Raw genomic sequence first — 15,975 nt, forward strand, 5'->3', positions numbered from 1 at the left:
ACCATTCAGGTATGCACACAAATTCGCTCACTGGCCGTCATGCCCTCGTCACCGGCGCCGCTCGCGGCATCGGCGCAGAGATCGCCCGCACCCTTGCCGCCCAAGGCGCTGTGCTGACCTTGCTGGGCCGCGATGCGCAGGCCCTGCAGCGCGTGGCCGAGACCCTGGCCGGCAGCGGCCACGGCGTGGTGGCGGCCGACGTGGCCGACCCGGAGGCTGTTCAGTCGGCCTTTGCGCAGGCGCGGGCCGAGCGCGGGGCGGTGACCGTGCTGGTCAACAACGCGGGCGCCGCCGAGAGCGCGCCGTTCCTGAAGACCTCGGTCGAGCTGTGGCAGCGCATGCTGTCGGTCAACCTCACCGGCAGCTTCCTGTGCGCGCAGGCCGCGCTGCCCGACATGCTCGACGCCGGCTGGGGCCGCATCGTCAACATCGCCAGCACGGCGGGGCAGAAGGGCTACGCCTACGTGTCGGCCTACACCGCGGCCAAGCACGGCGTGATCGGCCTCACGCGCGCGCTGGCGCTCGAAGTGGCACGCAAGGGCATCACCGTGAACGCCGTGTGCCCGGGCTACACCGACACCGACATCCTGCGCAACAGCGTCGCCAACGTGGTCGGCAAGACCGGCCGCAGCGAAGCCGATGCGCTGGCCGAGTTCTCCAGCGTGAACCCGCAGAAGCGCATCGTGCAGCCGGCCGAAGTGGCCGACGCCGTGCGCTGGCTGTGCGGCGAGGGCGCCGCGTCGGTCACGGGCCAGTCGATCTCCGTTTCCGGAGGAGAAGTCACATGAGCCGCAACGATGCCTCCCACGCCGTGCTGAGCGACGCCGAAGAACTCGGCCACGAAGCCCGCGCCGGCCATGAAGACCACGCCATGCTCAAGCTGTGGCTGCGCATGCTCGCGAGCACCACGCAGATCGAGGCCGAGATCCGGCGCCGGCTGCGCGAGCGCTTCGGTATCTCGCTGGCGCGCTTCGACTACATGGCCCAGTTGTACCGCTACGAAGACGGCTTGAAGATGCGCGTGCTCTCGCGCTACCTCATGGTGACTGGCGGCAACGTCACCGGCCTGACCGACGAGCTCGAGCGCGAAGGCATGGTGGCGCGAGCGCCCAGCCCCGACGACCGCCGCGCCTGGATCGTGAGCCTCACGCCCGAAGGCCGCAAGGCCTTCGAAGCCATGGCCACCGAGCACGAGCAATGGATCCTCGAGATGTTCTCGGGCCTGGACATGAAGACCGTCAAGCAGATGCACAACCAGCTCGGGCTGCTGCGCGTGCACGTGATGCGCGGCGACGGCGCGGTCGAGGACCGCGCATGAGCGGCGAGGGCGGTGGTGTGGAGTTCCAGCGCCCGCGCCTGATTCGCTTTTCCGACTGCGACCCGGCGGGCATCGTCTTCTATCCGCAGTACTTCGTGATGCTCAACGGCCTGGTCGAAGACTGGGTGAGCGACGGGCTCGGCGTGGGCTACCACGCACTGATCGGCGAGCGCCGCGTCGGCCTGCCGACCGTGAAGCTCGACGCCGACTTTCGCGCCGTGAGCCGCATGGGCGACCGCGTGATGCTCGGCCTGTCGGTGGCGCAACTGGGCTCGCGCTCGATCACGCTCGCGCTGCGCTGCTTTGAGCCCACCACGGGCGAGGTGCGCATGCAGGTGCGGCAGGTGCTGGTGACGACCTCGCTCGACACCCACCGCGCCATCGCCGTGCCCGACGACATGCGCGCGGCCATCCTGCGCGATGCACCGGCGTTGGCTGCTGCCGAGCCCGCTGGCAAGGCCTGAAGGCCTGAGCAAGGCTAGGGCGCCGGCGCAGGGCCGTCGGCAGGCTCGAGCGCCTTCTTCTCCAGCGCGTGCTTCTTCAGCCAGCCGCTGAGTTCTCGCTTTCCTTTTGCATTGGCCTGGCGCCACGCCTCACGCGCGGCGGCCACGAAGCGCTCTTCCGCCGCATCGGGCGGTGCTTCCGAAGGCGCAGTGTTGTCTTCGTCGAGCCAGCCGGCAGCCACGTCGCAGTGCCGTTCGATCTGCCGTGCGAGCTTGTCGCCGATGGGCCGCGCACTCTTGATCTGGCTCCACATGCTCGGAGAGATTTCGAGCTTGCGTGCGAACGCCTGGTCGAGCCCCTTGGCGGGCAGGCCCGCCGCGACGGCGTCCTCGAGAAAGCGGCGATGCAGCACAAGCGCATTGCGGCGGCGCGCGACGGTGGTATGGGGCACTGTTCAAAAACAACAACAAGACAAGAAAAGATTGTCCCGGTTGTTGACGTCGCCGTAAACACTCTTTACAGTTGCCTCCAATTCACGGCACAAGCCGTCCCCTTTTTCCAACCCCTTACAGCCGACAGCGGCAATTTTTGACCAGGAACCATCGTGAACACCGCACTGACCCTCACCAGCCATCGACCCGCCTCGGGCCGACCGCTCGTGCGCGTCGGGTTCTGCCATGGTTTCGACATGCCGTCGCCCCTGTCGTTGTCTTCGCACCTGAACACCGCGTACGCCGCCAAAGCCGCAGCCCGTCTGCGCGTGGGTGGTCAGTTCGAGGCTCATCAGGTGCCCCCGGGTGGAGGTCGCGCGTAGGCGCGCATCTCTCAAGCTCTCTCGCAAAGAGGCCCGGACACCGCAAGGTTCCGGGCCTTTTTGTTTTTGCCGCTTTCCATTTCGGGTGTGCCTTCACCCCACCGCCAGAAATTGCCGCGTCGACGGTCTGGCGGGATGTGCATGAGTTGATCACTCCTGTGCAGCGACGTTCGACGGGGCCGCGCCCAGCGCGTGGCCTGTCGCGTGAGGACACAACCGAAATGGAAGCGCGGGCAGGCTCTTTTTGTTTTCTTCCGTGTGTGGCGCAGCCTGGTAGCGCATCTGGTTTGGGACCAGAGGGTCGCAGGTTCAACTCCTGCCACACGGACCACACCCGAGCGGGACCGGGCCATGCCAACGCGTGGCCCGCCCCGCGGAAACCGGCCGCAAAGATAGGGCGGCGCCGGAACCCGTCACCGGACATTTTTCAAGTCATTACTTTTTTTCCCGTTACCCCCCAAGGAGGCCCTCATGCGCAAGCGCAACTCACCGATCCGGATGATCGCCGTGCACCCGGCACCGCTGCCGCGCAGGCACATGGTGTGGTCGCTGGCCCAGCGCTTCGGCGTGGGGCTCGGGCCGCGCTATGTGGCCGATCGCGCGTCGGCATTGCCGGGCGGCAGCGAGGCGCCGCTCGACAGCCTCGACCTCGACCAGCGCGTGCGCGCGTCGGGCGAGTGGTAGCTGGCCAGCGTCGCTCGTCTTCTTTCTTTTCTCAATGGTGCGTGTAGCTCAATGGCAGAGCCGCGGGTTGTGGTCCCGCTGACAACGGTTCGATTCCGTTCGTGCACCCCATCCGTTCACCACAAGCCATCGCCGCGAAGGGAGGCGATTCGTCATGCATTCACACGTCCTGCAACTCGATATTCAGGGCACGCCGCAAGCCTGGATCTCGCTGGAGCAGGCGGTGTTGCACTACGCCACCGGCAGCGTGGCCTGGGAAGACGGCGCGCTGCCGCTGGCCACGCTGCGCGGCGGCTTCAACGTGGCGCGCGGTGTGCAGTCGCGCATCGACGTCGCGCCCATCATCGCGCTGCGCGGCGCGTCGAAGATCAACCTCTTCGACGTCGTGCCCGGCGTGACCAAGGCCAAGCTGCTGCGCCGCGACCGCCACACCTGCGCCTACTGCGCGCAGGTGTTCGCCGACCGCGACCTGCAGTGCGAACACGTCATGCCCGAGTCGCGCGGCGGCCCGTGGAGCTGGACCAACCTCGTGAGCGCCTGCGCCGTCTGCAACAACCGCAAGGCCGCGCGCACGCCCGAAGAAGCCGGCATGCCGCTGGTCTACCTGCCGTACGTGCCGAGCCGCTTCGAGAACTTCCTGCTCGAAGGCCGCAACATCCGAGCGGACGTGCACGAGTGGCTGGCCAAGCGCCTGCCGCGCGGCTCGCGGCTGCAGTAGCGCCACGCGCACAAAGAGAAAAGCCCGCTGCCCGTTGGATCAACGGACAGCGGGCTTTGCCTTGTGCGGCTCGCGGTGAGCGAGTGAGCGAATCAGTGGAGGTGTGGGCGGCTTGCTTGTTTGTGTTCAGCGCCCCGCGCCGAAGAAGCTGTAGGCCACTGCGGTGGCTGCTGCGAGCCCGCCGAGCAAGATGAAGAGCACCTTCGTCGTACGGCGAGGGCCGCGCCGTGAACGGACCCAATGCTCCGGACCGATCAGATCGATCGGAACCGTGGGTTTGCCTATGTCGGATGCCTTTTCCATGCCAAGAAATATAGCGCAGGCGCCAAGGCAAGAAGTTACAACGGCTTTTTGGCCCCATCGCACCGTGGCCGCTTGCCGACACCAGACAGAAACGTGTGAAATATTCCTCATGAACCAACAAATCATTCTCGAGAGCCTGGTCCGCGCCCTGGAGAGCTGGGTCCGCAACGCCTCCGCGGCCGAGCTGTGGCGCGTGCACCGCGAGGGCGGCCTGGGCGCATCGATCCACACCGAAGGCGAGAGCGTCGTGCACGTGCGCATCGCGCTCGACGGCCCGCCCGATGCGCTGTCGAGCATCGGCAAGACCGACGGCCGCCTGCCCATGACTGAAGCGTTCAGAGGCGCCAACGGTGAAGCAGGGTGGGGCACCCCGCCACCGCAAGGCAGCGCCGAGCGCGAGCAGTGGTTTCTGTCGAGCGACGTGGCGCAAGAGCAGGCGCGGCAGTACCTGTTGGCGGAGGTGGTGGCGCGGCGGGATGCGTTGGTGCGGCGGGTGGAGGCGTGGGCTGCGGGTGCTGGTTGAGGCCGGTGGGCGGCTCGCTGGGCGATCGCCCTTGCATGCGTCACCACAAAGTCGACGCGAGTCCTCATTTGTTCACCGTGAGAGGCTTCCGCTGACGCGCTTCTCTCCCTACATTTGAACGACCGCCGCGCCTCACGGCGGGACATCGATGCACACCGCAGCGATGTCGATGTGAGGCACAAAAGGCGACGGCCAGGGTGCGCTAACACCCTGACCGTCTGACCAAGTGACGTGCACAACCTCGGAAAGGACGCACACCAAATGGCTGATCAAATTATCGCCGGGCAACCCACGCCCGAATCCCTCAGGGCAACCCGCCCCGACGCCGCCGACCTTCTCGAGAAGAAGTCGTCCCAGCTGCAATCGCTGCTGAGCTGTTGCTACGGAGACTGCAGTGAATGGTTCGACGCGATCGGTGCCGTGCACCGAGACCATGTGATGTGGATCGCCTCAGATCTGGCTGGCGAAGTTGCAGAGCTTGCGCAGCAACTGCTGAGACGGATCAACGCAGCGGACGCGTCGGCGCCTACGTGAGTGCGGCAAGGGGCGACAGCCGCGCGCGGAAGTAGTTCGCGGTCTCCTCGTCGCTGCAGTAGACGTAGCACCCCTTCATGCCTCGCGTCATCAGCGTGCGGTAGGTGTTCTTGATGATCAGGTCCGCCTTGAGCCGTGCCTTTTAGCCGCGCAATGTCTTGTCGTGCCGATCGCGAGCCTTCGGCTCTGCAACGTTGCTCAATGAATTCGCGAGCAAGCGACCACCCAAGAAGCGAGGAAACAATGGTTGCCTGAAAAGCGCCCAATCGTTAACTGCCGAGTGATTGACGTTAAAGTGTAGTCAATCGTTAACGAGGAGCGGGTGATGCCAGGCTATTTCGGTATAGATCGCGGAGTGCTGAAGTGCGCTGTGATTTCTTCCAAATCGAAGGACCAGTGTCGAATTGGGAACAGCCAAATCGGTTTCTCGGTGAGCCGACGTGGCTAGCAAAACACCCTCACTCCCAATCGCCGGGCCGCTTCCATCTTTTGTTGTTGGGGAAATTTATCGGCGCTGGCCAGACCTCAATGACCCGTTTGGCGGCGGTCGGCAAGGCGGAATTTCTGATTCGGCGCAAGCACCAGTGACGTTTCTTTTCACTGGCGATAGCGGCGAGCAATATGGCTACGCCGATCGATTCGATGACGAGGGCACCTTCTTTTTTTCAGGCGAAGGCCAAGAAGGCGACATGCAGTTTGTTCGCGGCAACAAGGCAGTTCGCGACCACTCAGCCAGAGGAAAAGCGCTGCACTTGTTTCGGACCATTGGCAAAGGCAAGGGCCAAAAGTATCTCGGCGAATTTGTGTACCAGGGGCATGACTGGGTTCGTGCGCTGGACAAGAAGAAAGCGCTTCGAGATGCAGTCATTTTTCGGCTGGTGCCGGTCACGCGTCTTGAACAACTGGAGCTTGCTGCAGCGGAGGATTCTGCTGAGGAGCTGACGCTGCAAGAGTCTCGAAACAGGGCAATTGCCGCGTCCAAGGTCGATGGCGCAAAAGACAGCACAAAGGGAAGCCGGACGGTCTATGACCGTAGCCGCGCGGTGCGGGACTATGTGCTTTTGCGGGCAGCAGGGAAATGTGAGCTTTGCAAGGAGCCGGCGCCGTTTCATCGAAGTGGCGGGTCGCCGTACTTAGAGCCGCATCACACCACGCGTGTATCTGATGGAGGGCCGGATCATCCGCAGTTCGTGGCCGCGCTGTGCCCAGCGTGCCATCGCGAAGTGCACTATGGCGAACACGCTCATACGAAGAATCTGGCTCTGATAGAACGACTTCGCAGCCTTGAGCCGGCGGGGCCGCATTGATTTCGGGCCCTTATGTGACCGGCCCCATGAGACTGAACTAACCGGGAAGATCCGGGATTTGCTCGGAAGAAGTGGGAAAAATCAATGAAATCAGGGGTTTGGGCCCGTTTGAGGCCTTGATGCAGCTTCTGGGTTCGGACGCATGAGAAATGGCGTCCACCGGCCTCCTGGCGCGTTTCCGGCTGCTATCCGCTGCCCACCCGGAAGAGCTGTTTTCATTGGGCAGCCCGACCGCCACCTCCTCACATAAGCGCCCCGTTCGGCCTGCTGGTCCGCTTCGAACTCGGACGGTTGCGTCCAGGTTCGGTTCTAAGCGTCCGAGTTTGGCAACTCGTTGATCTCCAAAGGAATTTAGCGCGCTGGCCGATGCTATCGGCAAATCGAACTCGGACGCAAGTTGCACAAAATTCAGGCACAACTCGGACGGAACTCGGACACTCTGAGGAAAAAAAAGCCCCTTTTTTAGGGGCTTTTTGTCGGTCTAGAAATGGGTGTTCACCAAGCTGAGGTTACCCGGATAGGCGACAAAAATACGGGCTTGACTTGGCCGTGTTGATCGGCGATCCCGATGGGCTCCATCATTTTTTGGGGTGGCCGGCGATGCCACTCGACACAGATGTTTTCGAAGTCCTTGCTCGACTTCTTAGCGTTGTGGTGCTCCAACGTCGCCTGACGAAGCTCTGCATTCGGGGCATACCAAAACCCGTCTTTTCGAAGCTCCGCGGGGGTAGCAACACCCTGTGCGATCTGCTTCTGAATCATGATCCTTTGCGGCAAATTGGTGCGCCCCGTTGAGGCGATCAGGTCACGAAAGAGAGGGGCCTGGAAGTCGATCGCCCAACCATCAACCTCGATCCAGCAATGGAATCCTTTGTCGCTCGATACCACCCCGCCTGGCACATGCTCGCCAAACACAAAAACGTCGGCCAATTGGGCCCCCAGGCCATACCCAGCAGCACCAACCTGCACCCTCGCGTCCATGCCATATGCGCTCCGCAGAATTGCAGCCCCGATCGTTCCGAAGTAGACGCATGCATGCGTCCCGTCGCTTTGTTCGTTCAGCAACACGCCGTGAATCGTGCGGAAGACTCGCTCGTAGTCCGGCAACCACAAAGGGGCTCGACGAGAGGCTTTATTCATGACGACGTTTTTAGCAATCTGTAGAGGTAGGAACGGCTCACCCGATGCCGGCGGCGTATCGAATCGAACGCCTCCCCAGCATCGTAACTTGCGACGACCTCCTGATTGCGCACCTTGAGCAGAGCGGCATGACACGTCGGCACGTAGATTCGTGTGGCGCCCAAGGCCTCGACGAGCTTCACAGTGGCCTCGCGGCCCACAGCTTCGAAACGCCGTCGACGGCTTCCGGAAGATAGAACTCATCGCCGCCGAGCATCTTCACCAAGTCGATGGTCGCGTCAATGCCGATCACCTCCACCAAGGCCCGCGCCGTCTTCGGTCGCTGGTCGATGTTCCCAGGCGAGCGCAGCGGCGCTGTGCTATCGAACAAGCTCAGCTGCTGCCTCTTCGGCGCGGGAGAACCGGTCATCGCGTGGGCGCTCCCTGTTTGCGCTGTTGAGCCGCCAGCGCAGCCGTGATCGTATGGAGCTGGTTGTGGGTGCACCACTCGTAGAAATCAACGGCGAACATCTGCTTGGCGATGCCATCGGCATACGTGTCGGGCTTCCTGTCCAGGCTGATCAGTTGGGCCCGGATGCGGCGCACGAGCTTGAGCTTGTCGGCGCGCGGTGCCGGCCGCACGCGGCGCTTCGTGTCTGGCTTGGAAACAGGCTTGAAGCCCATCGTCCTCAGAAAGTCCAGCACACTCGCGCGGCCAGCATGGTCTAGGTCCTTCGAGCTGTGAACGCGCCCCTGCGTCCACAGCATCGCGCGATAGTCCTCGTCGCTCATGTTGAGCTGCTTCTTGGCCACGTGGATCTTGGCGAGGTCGGAGTTTCGATGATCGCGGGCAAGCTTGCTTATCCGTTGCTCCTCGCAGCCTTGTGGGCATCAACGGTTACCTGAAGTTCGTCACGGCAATGCAGCCATCAGTCGGCACCGTGCGCCGCATAGCTGCTGAGCATCCAGTGAATCACCGCAGCTTGTTCGGCCTCCGCCTTGTGTGCGATCTCCATTCCACCGAGACGCAGGACTGCAGCGACTTGACCACAACCGAAATTGGGGCGTCCGAGGATCTCGCGGAGATCGTCGTCGAGCGGGGGCAGCGTGAAACGGGCATCTTGCGAGCGCACTGGATAGGGCGCCTTGGCATCGATCGCGTGCACGACGCAGGGCTCAGTGCTGACAAATTCGGATGGGCTCATGGTTGCACCAGGTGAGTAAAAAGGCTGCGCTGGCCGCTCGCATCGGCAGCCGCAGAGCGGCACGCAGGGCAGAGGTGGTTATTCGGGCCCGTTTGTGTCGCGTGCGCTTCGCACAGTGGCCGGTCGCAGGTCCGGCGATGTGTACCCGGGCCGTCGCAAAGGAATTCGCTCCAAGTGGCACACACGACCATCCCCCCATCGATCAGCAGACGCTCACCACACGACTCAGGCAGCTTGGTGCCTTTCATATGAATGAAGCCGAAAGAGGCGTGACGGTATGTAGGCATCACCACCCCTCTGCTAAATTGGCGCGCTTGTACAAAGGAACTCGCGCATGTGGCACGCCTACGAAATTTCTCCCATTGACAACAATTGGGAATTTCTTCGAACCGTTGAAGAAACGGCAAAGATCCTTGCCGGTCAGCTGGCGCTGGAACGAGTGCAAGGTAAGAACTTCGGCATGCCAGTCGATTTCGACGGCTTCATTGCGGATTGGGAAAGCGCTCAGCAGGCCGCTGCTGAAGCCGGGTGGGCAGGCGACTTCCGTCAAGATCCCGTTGTGTTCTGGATCCCGAGCGACACGGACTTTGTCTTCGGTTTCGTTATCAAGCAGGACAACAACGGCACCACCTACGTTGTTTCTCCAGTACCGCTCCCCAACGTTGAAGATCTGATCTAGTCGGGTGTGCTGCTGGCATCCAAGCCCACCCGCACCGGCGAGCAGCTGCAGGCCATGCTCATCGAGCGTATCGAGTCGGTGCCCGAATTGCGCGGCCAGATCACCGACGTGCACTGCGGCGGAGCGATTAGAGTCTTCCCCGACGAAGGCGAGCCGAATTGGACTGACCGCATCGTGAGCGATCGCGCCACCCACCGCGCCGACATTGCGCGGATCATTCGGTCGCTGCAGAGTCAATACGACCTCGACGACTGACGTCGAGGCCCCAGCACGCCATACTCCGAGCCCGAACTCATGGAGGTGGGAATGACCTGGAGCGACTTTGCTATCGTTTTTGCGACGTTGGTGGGCCCGATTGCTGCTGTGCAAGCGCAAAAGTGGCTGGAGCGCCGACGTGAGATCGAAGACCGAAAAGTTCGGGTATTCGTCGCCCTGATGTCGACGCGATCCGAACGGCTGTCGCCCGAGCACATCCGCGCGCTGAACACCATCGAACTGGCGTACTTCGGAAAGCAGGGAAAGGATGGTCGTCCGCGCCGGAGCACGGCGGACGACGAGGTCATCACTTCCTGGCGCGAATACTTGCGGCACTTGGACATCGACCTCCGACCGCTCGACGACGCGAGAAGAGAACAGTGGAACGCGAAGGCTAACGAGCTTTTTCTCAATATGCTTGAGAAGCTCGCTGTCGCAAATCGGTTCAAGTTCGACCGTGATCAGCTTCGCTCTGCCCATTACTACCCGGAGGCCAGTGTGCTGCAGGGCAACGAAAATGCGGCGATGCGCCGGCTGATCATCGACGTACTGTCCGGCAAGCAAGCGATTTCCGTGCAGCCTGCAGCAGAACTGTCTGCTCGTGAAGCGCACGATCGGCCGAAGACTTAGCTCTGCGGGGGCGTTCACAGCTTGCCTTTGACGAAGGCCCCGCCCAGGGCGGCGCAATACAGCGCGAATGGCAGGTCGTAGTACGACGCCTGGAGCACGCGCGACGGGCTGCATGCAAGGGTACGCAGGAAGTTCCTAACGAACTCCAGCGGGAACAGGAGCGAAACAAGGGGCACCCGAAGCCAGGGCGATCGCAGGCGCACGACGACGCTCAACATGCTCACCTCAGCACCAGTGGCCCGAGCCACCAGTTCCACAAGCCGATCAAGCTCGACACGAGAAAGAACACCTGCTGGGCGAGCAGCCCCCAGTGCCGTCGCGCGGCGCTGAACGCCAGCCATCCGATGTTGCTCACCAGGAACGCCCCGAAATCGAACGCGGGGTGGTTCTATGAGCAGCCCCATCCAACAGATCGAGCAAGCCATGCTGGCGAGACTGCACGGCGTGAGCAGACCCTACACGGGGCTGACTGTCGAAAGCTACGGTGCCCAGCTCGACGACGAGCTGTTCTCCTGGGTGCGCACCTTGCCCGCGGCGTGGGTCACCTTCGACAAGGTGAGCGACTCGACGCGCATCAGCCGCCTCCGCTTTCGCGTCACAGGCAGCTTCGAGGTGCTGTCTGCTCAGCGCGCCTTGGTCGAGAACGATGACCATCAAGCGCGTGGCCATCAGTTACACGGTCGGGGCCAAGGGCCACGGCCGGGAGCCCAGGGGCGAGCTGCTGATCAGGAACTTTTAAGAGGCTTCGAAGGGCCTCAAACCGCGGCAGAATGGCTCGGCCCGGGGCGTCCGACGGCCGGACGCATGGTTACATTTCGGACGCGTGAGCCTAAATTCAGCGCCACGCGTCCGCTTACACCTCATCGGCCGCAATTTCTAGGCCGCACAGCAAAAAGCCCCTGATCCTTGCGAATCAGGGGCTTTTTATTTGGTGCCGGAGAGATGAATCGAACACCCGACCTTCTCATTACGAATGAGCTGCTCTACCGACTGAGCTACACCGGCGAAGCCTCAGATTATAGCCAAGAAATCAAGGCTTCTCGGCGTGGTACTGCGTCAAACGCTCGACTTCGTGACGCGAACCCAACATCACGCTCACGCGCTCGTGCAGTTTGGTGGGCTTCAGGTCGAGGATGCGCTGCTTGCCGTTGGTGGCGGCGCCGCCGGCCTGCTCGACGAGCCAGCTCATGGGGTTGGCCTCGTACATCAGGCGCAGCTTGCCGGCCTTTTCGGGCTCGCGCTTGTCCCACGGGTACATGAACACGCCGCCGCGCATCAGGATGCGGTGCACGTCGGCCACCATGCTGGCAATCCAGCGCATGTTGAAGTCCTTGCCGCGCGGGCCTTCCTTGCCGGCCAGGCATTCGTCGATGTAGCGCTTCACGGGCTCGTCCCAGTGGCGCATGTTGCTCATGTTGATGGCAAATTCCTTGGTGTCGGCCGGAATCTGGATGTCTTCCTGCGTGAGCACGAAGCTGCCTTGTTCGCGGTCGAGCGTGAACATGGCCACGCCGTTGCCTACGGTGAGCACCAGGGTGGTCTGCGGGCCGTAGATGCAGTAGCCGGCGGCCACCTGCTGGGTGCCGGGCTGCAGAAAGTCGGCTTCCTGCACGCCGGGGGTGTCGTCGGGCTTCTTCAGCACGCTGAAGATGGTGCCGATGCTCACGTTGACGTCGATGTTGCTGCTGCCGTCGAGCGGGTCGAACATGAGCAGGTATTCGCCCTGCGGGTAGCGGTTGGGCACCACGTGGATGGTTTCCATCTCTTCGCTGGCCATGGCCGCGAGGTGGCCGCCCCATTCGTTGGCTTCAATGAGCACTTCGTTGGCGATGATGTCCAGCTTCTTCTGGATTTCGCCCTGCACGTTCTCACTCTCGGCGGTGCCGAGCACGCCACCCAGCGCGCCCTTGTTGACGGCCTGGCTGATGCTCTTGCAGGCGCGGGCGACCACTTCGAGCAGCAGGCGCAGCTGGCCGGGAATGAGGCCGTCGGCGCGTTGCTGCTCGACGAGGTAGCGGGTGAAGGAGATTTTTTGTTGAGCCATGGATCTTGTGGGGTTCGGTGGGTTCAGTTTCCGGCAAGGGCGCGGGTGACGACTTCGTGGGTGTCCTTGCTGAGGTCGGGCTTGGCGGCCACGCGGGCAATCGCTTCGCGCGCGGCGCTGCGGTACGGCTCGGCCAGCTTGCTCCAGCGGTCGAGTGCGCGCGCCAGGCGTGCGGCTACTTGCGGGTTGATGGCGTCGAGCTCGATCACGCGGTCGCTCCAGAACACGTAGCCGGCCGCATCGGCGCGGTGGAAGGCGCCGGGGTTGCCGCTGCAGTAGCTGAAGATCACGCTGCGCGCGCGGTTGGGGTTCTTCAGCGAGAAGTCGGGGTGCTTCATCAGCTGCTTCACCAGCGGCAGGATGTCGCCGCCGCGGTCGCTGGCGCCGGCCTGCAACGAGAACCACTTGTCGATGACCAGCGCCTCGTCCTTGAACATGGCATGGAAGCGCGCAAGCGCCTGCGCCGCCAAGGTGTGGCCCGACGACACGAGGGCGTTGAGCGCGTTGAAGCGGTCGGTCATGTTGCCCGCGTCTTTAAAACGCTGCAGGGTCTTGCCGGGCCACACGGTGTCGCCCGAGGCGCGCGCCGCCAGGCACAGGAAGTTGAGCGCCATGCCGGCCAGCGCGCGGCGGCCCGACGAGGTCGGGTCGGGCGTGTAGGCGCCGGTGTCCTTGTTGTCTTCGTAGACCTGTTCCCAGTCGGCGAAGAGGGCGGTGGCGAGCTGGGCGCGCATGGCTTCGCGCACGAGGTGCACGCGCTGCGGATCGACCACGTCGAGCTGTTCGGCAATGTAGGTTTCCGACGGCAGCGTGAGCACCAGTTCCTTGAAGGCGGCGTCGAGCTGCGGGTGGCGCAGCACGCCGCGCATGGCGTCGAGGTAGGCGTCGTTCAGCACCGGCGTGGTGTCGGTGGCGTGCGCCGCAATGGCTTGCAGCGCGGCGCGCAGGCCCAAGCGTTGGCCGGCTTCCCAGCGGTTGAACGGATCGGGGTCGTTGGCCAGCAGGGTGAGCAGCTGGGCGTCGGTGTACGCAAAGTCGAGGATCACCGGCGCGCTGAAGCCGCGCAAGATCGACGGCACGGGCTCGGCGTCCAGGCCCACGAAGGTGATCTGCTCGCCGGCGCGCGACAGCACGATGGTGCGGGTGCCGCGTGCCACGTCGCTCTCGCCCTCGAGCTGCATGGGCAGCTCGCGGCCGGTGGCGGCGTCGAGCAGGCCGATGTTCAGCGGAATGACGAAGGGTTCTTTTGTCTGCTGGCCCGGCGTGGGCGGGCAGCTTTGCACCACGCTCAGGGTGTAGCTGCGGTTCTGCGCGTCGTACACGCCGTGCGCGGCCAGGCGGGGCGTGCCGGCCTGGCTGTACCAGCGCTTGAACTGGGGCAGCAGGCGGGCCAGTTCGGAGTCGGGGTTGGCGTCGGCAATGGCCTGGGCGAAGTCGTCGCAGGTCACGGCCTGGCCGTCGTGGCGCTCGAAGTACAGGGTGATGCCCTTTTCGAAGCCCTTGCGGCCGACCAGCGTCTGCATCATGCGAACGACCTCGGCACCCTTTTCGTAGATGGTGACGGTGTAGAAGTTGCTGATCTCGATGTAGCTGTCGGGCCGCACCGGGTGGGCCATGGGGCCGGCGTCTTCGGGGAACTGGGCGGTGCGCAGCACGCGCACGTCTTCGATGCGCTTCACGGCGCGGGCCGAGGCGTCGGCGCACAGGTCCTGGCTGAACTCCTGGTCGCGGAAGACGGTGAGGCCTTCTTTCAGCGACAGCTGGAACCAGTCGCGGCACGTGACGCGGTCGCCGCTCCAGTTGTGGAAGTACTCGTGGCCGACCACGCTTTCGATGTTGCTGTAGTCGGCGTCGGTGGCGGTGGCCTGGTTGGCCAGAACGTACTTCGTGTTGAAGATGTTCAGGCCCTTGTTCTCCATGGCGCCCATGTTGAAGTCGCTGGTGGCCACGATCATGAAGCGGTCGAGGTCGAGCGGCAGGCCGAAGCGGGCTTCGTCCCAGAGCACGGAGTTGACCAGCGAGTTCATGGCGTGCTCGGTCTTGTCGAGGTCGCCGGCGCGCACGTACACCTGCAGCAGATGTTCCTTGCCGCTGCGCGCGGTGATGCGCTGCTCGCGCGCCACGAGCTTGCCCGCCACCAGGGCGAACAGGTAGCTGGGCTTCTTGAAGGGGTCGACCCACTTGGCGAAGTGGCGGCCCTCGGGCAGTTCGCCCTGGTCGACGAGGTTGCCGTTCGACAGCAGCACCGGGTAGGCGGCCTTGCTGGCGCGCAGCGTGACGGTGTACATCGCCATCACGTCGGGACGGTCGAGGAAGTAGGTGATGCGGCGGAAGCCCTCGGCCTCGCACTGCGTGAAGAAGGTGTCTTCGCTCACGAACAGGCCCATCAGCTTGGTGTTCTTGATGGGGCAGCAGGTGGTGAAGAGTTCGAGCTCGAACGCATCGGGCAAACCATCGATGACGAGCTGGTCGCCTTCCATGCGGAACGAGGCGCCCTGGCCGTTCACGAGCACGCGCGCCAGGTTGAGCTCGTCGCCGTCCAGGCGCAGCGGCTGGGCCGGCACCTCGGGGTTGCGGCGCAGCTGCATGCGGTTGAGCACGCGGGTCTTGGCGGGGTCGAGGTCGAAGGTCAGGTCGACGGTGTCGATCCAGAACGCCGGCGCGGCATAGTCTTCGCGGCGGATGGCAATGGGTTGCCCTTGGGCGTCACGCTGAAGCAGCATCGAGGGTCTCCAGAAAATTCGAATGGGCCAGTTCGTTGTAGTCGCGAACGGCGGCGATCACGTGGGGGCCGGCCAGCTCGGCGGCCGTATGGGTGCTGCACACGGCCACGGCGCGCATGCCGCCGCGGCGGGCGGCTTCGATGCCGAAGGGCGCGTCTTCGAAGACGATGCAGCGCTCGGGCGCCACGCCGATGCGGCGCGCGGCTTCCAGGAAGATCGCGGGCGTGGGCTTGCCCGAAAAGCCTTCGTCGCCGCCGACGATGGCCAGCGGCAGCGGGTCCATCTTCAGGCGCGACATGGCGAACGCGATGTTGTGCCGGTCGCCGGCCGTGCCCACCGCCACCTTCAGGCCGCGTGCCACCGCGGCCTTGGCGAAGGCGGTGAAGCCCGCCACTTCGGTGAAGTTGTCGTGGAAGAGCTCGCGGTAGATCTCTTCCTTCTCGTGCACCATCGCCTGGCACTCGGCATCGGAGAGCTCGCGTTCGAACAGCTCGCGCATGCTCTCGGTGCCGGTGCGGCCCGTGGTGCGCGCGAGGATCTCGCTCACGTCGAGCTGCACGCCGTGGCGCTGCGCGAAGGTCACCCACGAGCGCGCATGCCAGGGCATGGAGTCGATCATGGTGCCGTCCATGTCGAAGATCAGGGCTTCGACCCTGCCGGTGTTCAGGCTCATCG

Annotated in this window: 25 protein-coding genes, 3 tRNA genes and 1 pseudogene; 14 read left to right on the forward strand and 15 right to left on the reverse strand. The window is 63.8% G+C overall.

Translation table 11 applies throughout. The features are described from left to right. The first annotated feature begins 11 nt into the window (after positions 1-11). The 3 genes from AC1RGU_RS11475 to AC1RGU_RS11485 are packed head-to-tail and all read left to right on the forward strand — an operon-like array spanning position 12 to position 1,782. The gene (locus AC1RGU_RS11475) at positions 12-788 is read left to right on the forward strand and encodes an SDR family NAD(P)-dependent oxidoreductase (RefSeq protein WP_139702005.1); all 777 of its coding nucleotides are present in this window, start codon (positions 12-14) and stop codon (positions 786-788) included. Then, positions 785-1,318 carry a MarR family winged helix-turn-helix transcriptional regulator gene (locus AC1RGU_RS11480; RefSeq protein ID WP_492699952.1) on the forward strand — a complete coding sequence of 178 codons (534 nt, stop codon included), beginning with the start codon at positions 785-787 and terminating at the stop codon, positions 1,316-1,318. Before AC1RGU_RS11475 ends, AC1RGU_RS11480 begins: the two co-directional genes overlap by 4 nt. Continuing rightward, complete coding sequence (locus AC1RGU_RS11485; RefSeq protein WP_492699950.1) at positions 1,315-1,782, forward strand: acyl-CoA thioesterase; 468 nt, start codon at positions 1,315-1,317, stop codon at positions 1,780-1,782. Before AC1RGU_RS11480 ends, AC1RGU_RS11485 begins: the two co-directional genes overlap by 4 nt. Before the next feature lie 14 nt (positions 1,783-1,796). Here AC1RGU_RS11485 and AC1RGU_RS11490 read toward each other — a convergent pair whose 3' ends face one another. Both AC1RGU_RS11490 and AC1RGU_RS11495 read right to left on the reverse strand, forming a co-directional pair. Next, complete coding sequence (locus AC1RGU_RS11490; RefSeq protein WP_492699948.1) at positions 1,797-2,213, reverse strand: hypothetical protein; 417 nt, start codon at positions 2,211-2,213, stop codon at positions 1,797-1,799. Between the two features lie 3 nt (positions 2,214-2,216). Next, a complete protein-coding gene (locus AC1RGU_RS11495) occupies positions 2,217-2,546 on the reverse strand; it encodes a hypothetical protein (protein ID WP_492699946.1) in 330 nt (109 codons plus the stop codon). A gap of 284 nt (positions 2,547-2,830) precedes the next feature. Here AC1RGU_RS11495 and AC1RGU_RS11500 point away from each other — a divergent pair. The 4 genes from AC1RGU_RS11500 to AC1RGU_RS11515 all read left to right on the forward strand — a co-directional run bounded on the left by AC1RGU_RS11500 (position 2,831) and on the right by AC1RGU_RS11515 (position 3,978). Further along, a tRNA-Pro gene (locus AC1RGU_RS11500) sits at positions 2,831-2,907 on the forward strand. Between the two features lie 140 nt (positions 2,908-3,047). Beyond that, positions 3,048-3,260 carry a short-chain dehydrogenase gene (locus AC1RGU_RS11505; protein WP_159275720.1) on the forward strand — a complete coding sequence of 71 codons (213 nt, stop codon included), beginning with the start codon at positions 3,048-3,050 and terminating at the stop codon, positions 3,258-3,260. 37 nt (positions 3,261-3,297) lie between these two features. Beyond that, a tRNA-His gene (locus AC1RGU_RS11510) sits at positions 3,298-3,371 on the forward strand. A 43-nt stretch (positions 3,372-3,414) separates the two neighbouring features. Further along, positions 3,415-3,978: an HNH endonuclease gene (locus tag AC1RGU_RS11515; RefSeq protein ID WP_341889331.1), complete on the forward strand. Its 564-nt coding sequence runs from the start codon at positions 3,415-3,417 to the stop codon at positions 3,976-3,978. Positions 3,979-4,104: 126 nt separating this feature from the next. Here AC1RGU_RS11515 and AC1RGU_RS11520 read toward each other — a convergent pair whose 3' ends face one another. After that, positions 4,105-4,281: a hypothetical protein gene (locus AC1RGU_RS11520; RefSeq protein ID WP_157627325.1), complete on the reverse strand. Its 177-nt coding sequence runs from the start codon at positions 4,279-4,281 to the stop codon at positions 4,105-4,107. A 109-nt stretch (positions 4,282-4,390) separates the two neighbouring features. On the opposite strand from AC1RGU_RS11520, the gene AC1RGU_RS11525 reads away from it, so the two are divergent. Next, positions 4,391-4,804, forward strand: a complete 414-nt coding sequence (locus tag AC1RGU_RS11525; protein WP_492699944.1) for a hypothetical protein — start codon at positions 4,391-4,393, stop codon at positions 4,802-4,804. Between the two features lie 261 nt (positions 4,805-5,065). Next, positions 5,066-5,338 (forward strand): hypothetical protein, encoded by a 273-nt coding sequence (locus AC1RGU_RS11530; protein ID WP_492699942.1) that lies wholly within the window; start codon positions 5,066-5,068, stop codon positions 5,336-5,338. Here AC1RGU_RS11530 and AC1RGU_RS11535 read toward each other — a convergent pair. Further along, a pseudogene (locus tag AC1RGU_RS11535) lies at positions 5,331-5,480 on the reverse strand (DNA/RNA helicase domain-containing protein); the annotation flags it as partial. The gene AC1RGU_RS11530 and the pseudogene AC1RGU_RS11535 sit on opposite strands and share 8 nt — an antisense overlap. A 298-nt stretch (positions 5,481-5,778) precedes the next feature. On the opposite strand from AC1RGU_RS11535, the gene AC1RGU_RS11540 reads away from it, so the two are divergent. Continuing rightward, positions 5,779-6,645 carry an SRA domain-containing endonuclease gene (locus tag AC1RGU_RS11540; protein WP_492699940.1) on the forward strand — a complete coding sequence of 289 codons (867 nt, stop codon included), beginning with the start codon at positions 5,779-5,781 and terminating at the stop codon, positions 6,643-6,645. A 495-nt stretch (positions 6,646-7,140) separates the two neighbouring features. On the opposite strand, the gene AC1RGU_RS11545 is transcribed toward AC1RGU_RS11540, so the two are convergent. From AC1RGU_RS11545 to AC1RGU_RS11565, 5 genes are all read right to left on the reverse strand, one after another. Continuing rightward, positions 7,141-7,785, reverse strand: coding sequence for a DUF2026 family protein (locus AC1RGU_RS11545; RefSeq protein ID WP_492699938.1), 645 nt, complete (start codon positions 7,783-7,785; stop codon positions 7,141-7,143). Beyond that, positions 7,782-7,985 carry a Mor transcription activator family protein gene (locus AC1RGU_RS11550; RefSeq protein ID WP_492739396.1) on the reverse strand — a complete coding sequence of 68 codons (204 nt, stop codon included), beginning with the start codon at positions 7,983-7,985 and terminating at the stop codon, positions 7,782-7,784. Before AC1RGU_RS11550 ends, AC1RGU_RS11545 begins: the two co-directional genes overlap by 4 nt. Further along, the gene (locus AC1RGU_RS11555) at positions 7,964-8,194 is read right to left on the reverse strand and encodes a hypothetical protein (RefSeq protein WP_492699934.1); all 231 of its coding nucleotides are present in this window, start codon (positions 8,192-8,194) and stop codon (positions 7,964-7,966) included. The genes AC1RGU_RS11550 and AC1RGU_RS11555 overlap by 22 nt, the downstream gene beginning before the upstream one ends. Further along, a complete protein-coding gene (locus tag AC1RGU_RS11560) occupies positions 8,191-8,556 on the reverse strand; it encodes a phage protein GemA/Gp16 family protein (RefSeq protein ID WP_492699932.1) in 366 nt (121 codons plus the stop codon). Before AC1RGU_RS11560 ends, AC1RGU_RS11555 begins: the two co-directional genes overlap by 4 nt. A gap of 137 nt (positions 8,557-8,693) precedes the next feature. Next, entirely contained in the window at positions 8,694-8,969 is a 276-nt protein-coding gene (locus AC1RGU_RS11565) for a hypothetical protein (RefSeq protein WP_492699931.1), read from the reverse strand. 334 nt (positions 8,970-9,303) lie between these two features. Here AC1RGU_RS11565 and AC1RGU_RS11570 point away from each other — a divergent pair, with 334 nt between their 5' ends. From AC1RGU_RS11570 to AC1RGU_RS11580, 3 genes are read left to right on the forward strand one after another with little or no spacing between them, the layout of a single operon-like run. After that, the gene (locus tag AC1RGU_RS11570; protein ID WP_492699929.1) at positions 9,304-9,648 is read left to right on the forward strand and encodes a hypothetical protein; all 345 of its coding nucleotides are present in this window, start codon (positions 9,304-9,306) and stop codon (positions 9,646-9,648) included. A 6-nt stretch (positions 9,649-9,654) separates the two neighbouring features. Beyond that, the gene (locus AC1RGU_RS11575) at positions 9,655-9,903 is read left to right on the forward strand and encodes a hypothetical protein (protein WP_492699927.1); all 249 of its coding nucleotides are present in this window, start codon (positions 9,655-9,657) and stop codon (positions 9,901-9,903) included. Positions 9,904-9,954: 51 nt separating this feature from the next. Further along, positions 9,955-10,533: a DUF6680 family protein gene (locus AC1RGU_RS11580; RefSeq protein WP_492699925.1), complete on the forward strand. Its 579-nt coding sequence runs from the start codon at positions 9,955-9,957 to the stop codon at positions 10,531-10,533. A 14-nt stretch (positions 10,534-10,547) separates the two neighbouring features. Here the strand turns inward: AC1RGU_RS11580 and AC1RGU_RS11585 are convergent, their stop codons facing one another. Beyond that, positions 10,548-10,751: a hypothetical protein gene (locus AC1RGU_RS11585; protein WP_492699923.1), complete on the reverse strand. Its 204-nt coding sequence runs from the start codon at positions 10,749-10,751 to the stop codon at positions 10,548-10,550. Positions 10,752-10,753: 2 nt separating this feature from the next. Beyond that, positions 10,754-10,888, reverse strand: a complete 135-nt coding sequence (locus AC1RGU_RS11590) for a hypothetical protein (RefSeq protein ID WP_492699921.1) — start codon at positions 10,886-10,888, stop codon at positions 10,754-10,756. 35 nt (positions 10,889-10,923) lie between these two features. Between AC1RGU_RS11590 and AC1RGU_RS11595 the strand changes: the two genes are divergently transcribed. After that, positions 10,924-11,436: a phage protein Gp37 gene (locus AC1RGU_RS11595; protein WP_492699919.1), complete on the forward strand. Its 513-nt coding sequence runs from the start codon at positions 10,924-10,926 to the stop codon at positions 11,434-11,436. A gap of 26 nt (positions 11,437-11,462) precedes the next feature. On the opposite strand, the gene AC1RGU_RS11600 is transcribed toward AC1RGU_RS11595, so the two are convergent. The 4 genes from AC1RGU_RS11600 to AC1RGU_RS11615 form a co-directional block, all read right to left on the reverse strand. Next, positions 11,463-11,538: transfer RNA gene (locus AC1RGU_RS11600), tRNA-Thr, on the reverse strand. A gap of 25 nt (positions 11,539-11,563) precedes the next feature. Further along, positions 11,564-12,577 carry a class 1 fructose-bisphosphatase gene (locus AC1RGU_RS11605; protein ID WP_056571748.1) on the reverse strand — a complete coding sequence of 338 codons (1,014 nt, stop codon included), beginning with the start codon at positions 12,575-12,577 and terminating at the stop codon, positions 11,564-11,566. A 23-nt stretch (positions 12,578-12,600) separates the two neighbouring features. Next, a complete protein-coding gene (pepN, locus tag AC1RGU_RS11610) occupies positions 12,601-15,300 on the reverse strand; it encodes an aminopeptidase N (RefSeq protein ID WP_492699917.1) in 2,700 nt (899 codons plus the stop codon). Beyond that, positions 15,284-15,973 (reverse strand): HAD family hydrolase, encoded by a 690-nt coding sequence (locus AC1RGU_RS11615; RefSeq protein WP_070062371.1) that lies wholly within the window; start codon positions 15,971-15,973, stop codon positions 15,284-15,286. Before AC1RGU_RS11615 ends, pepN begins: the two co-directional genes overlap by 17 nt. Between the last annotated feature and the right edge of the window lie 2 nt (positions 15,974-15,975).

It is taken from the genome of Variovorax sp. GW823-FHT02B07, from assembly GCF_058797695.1.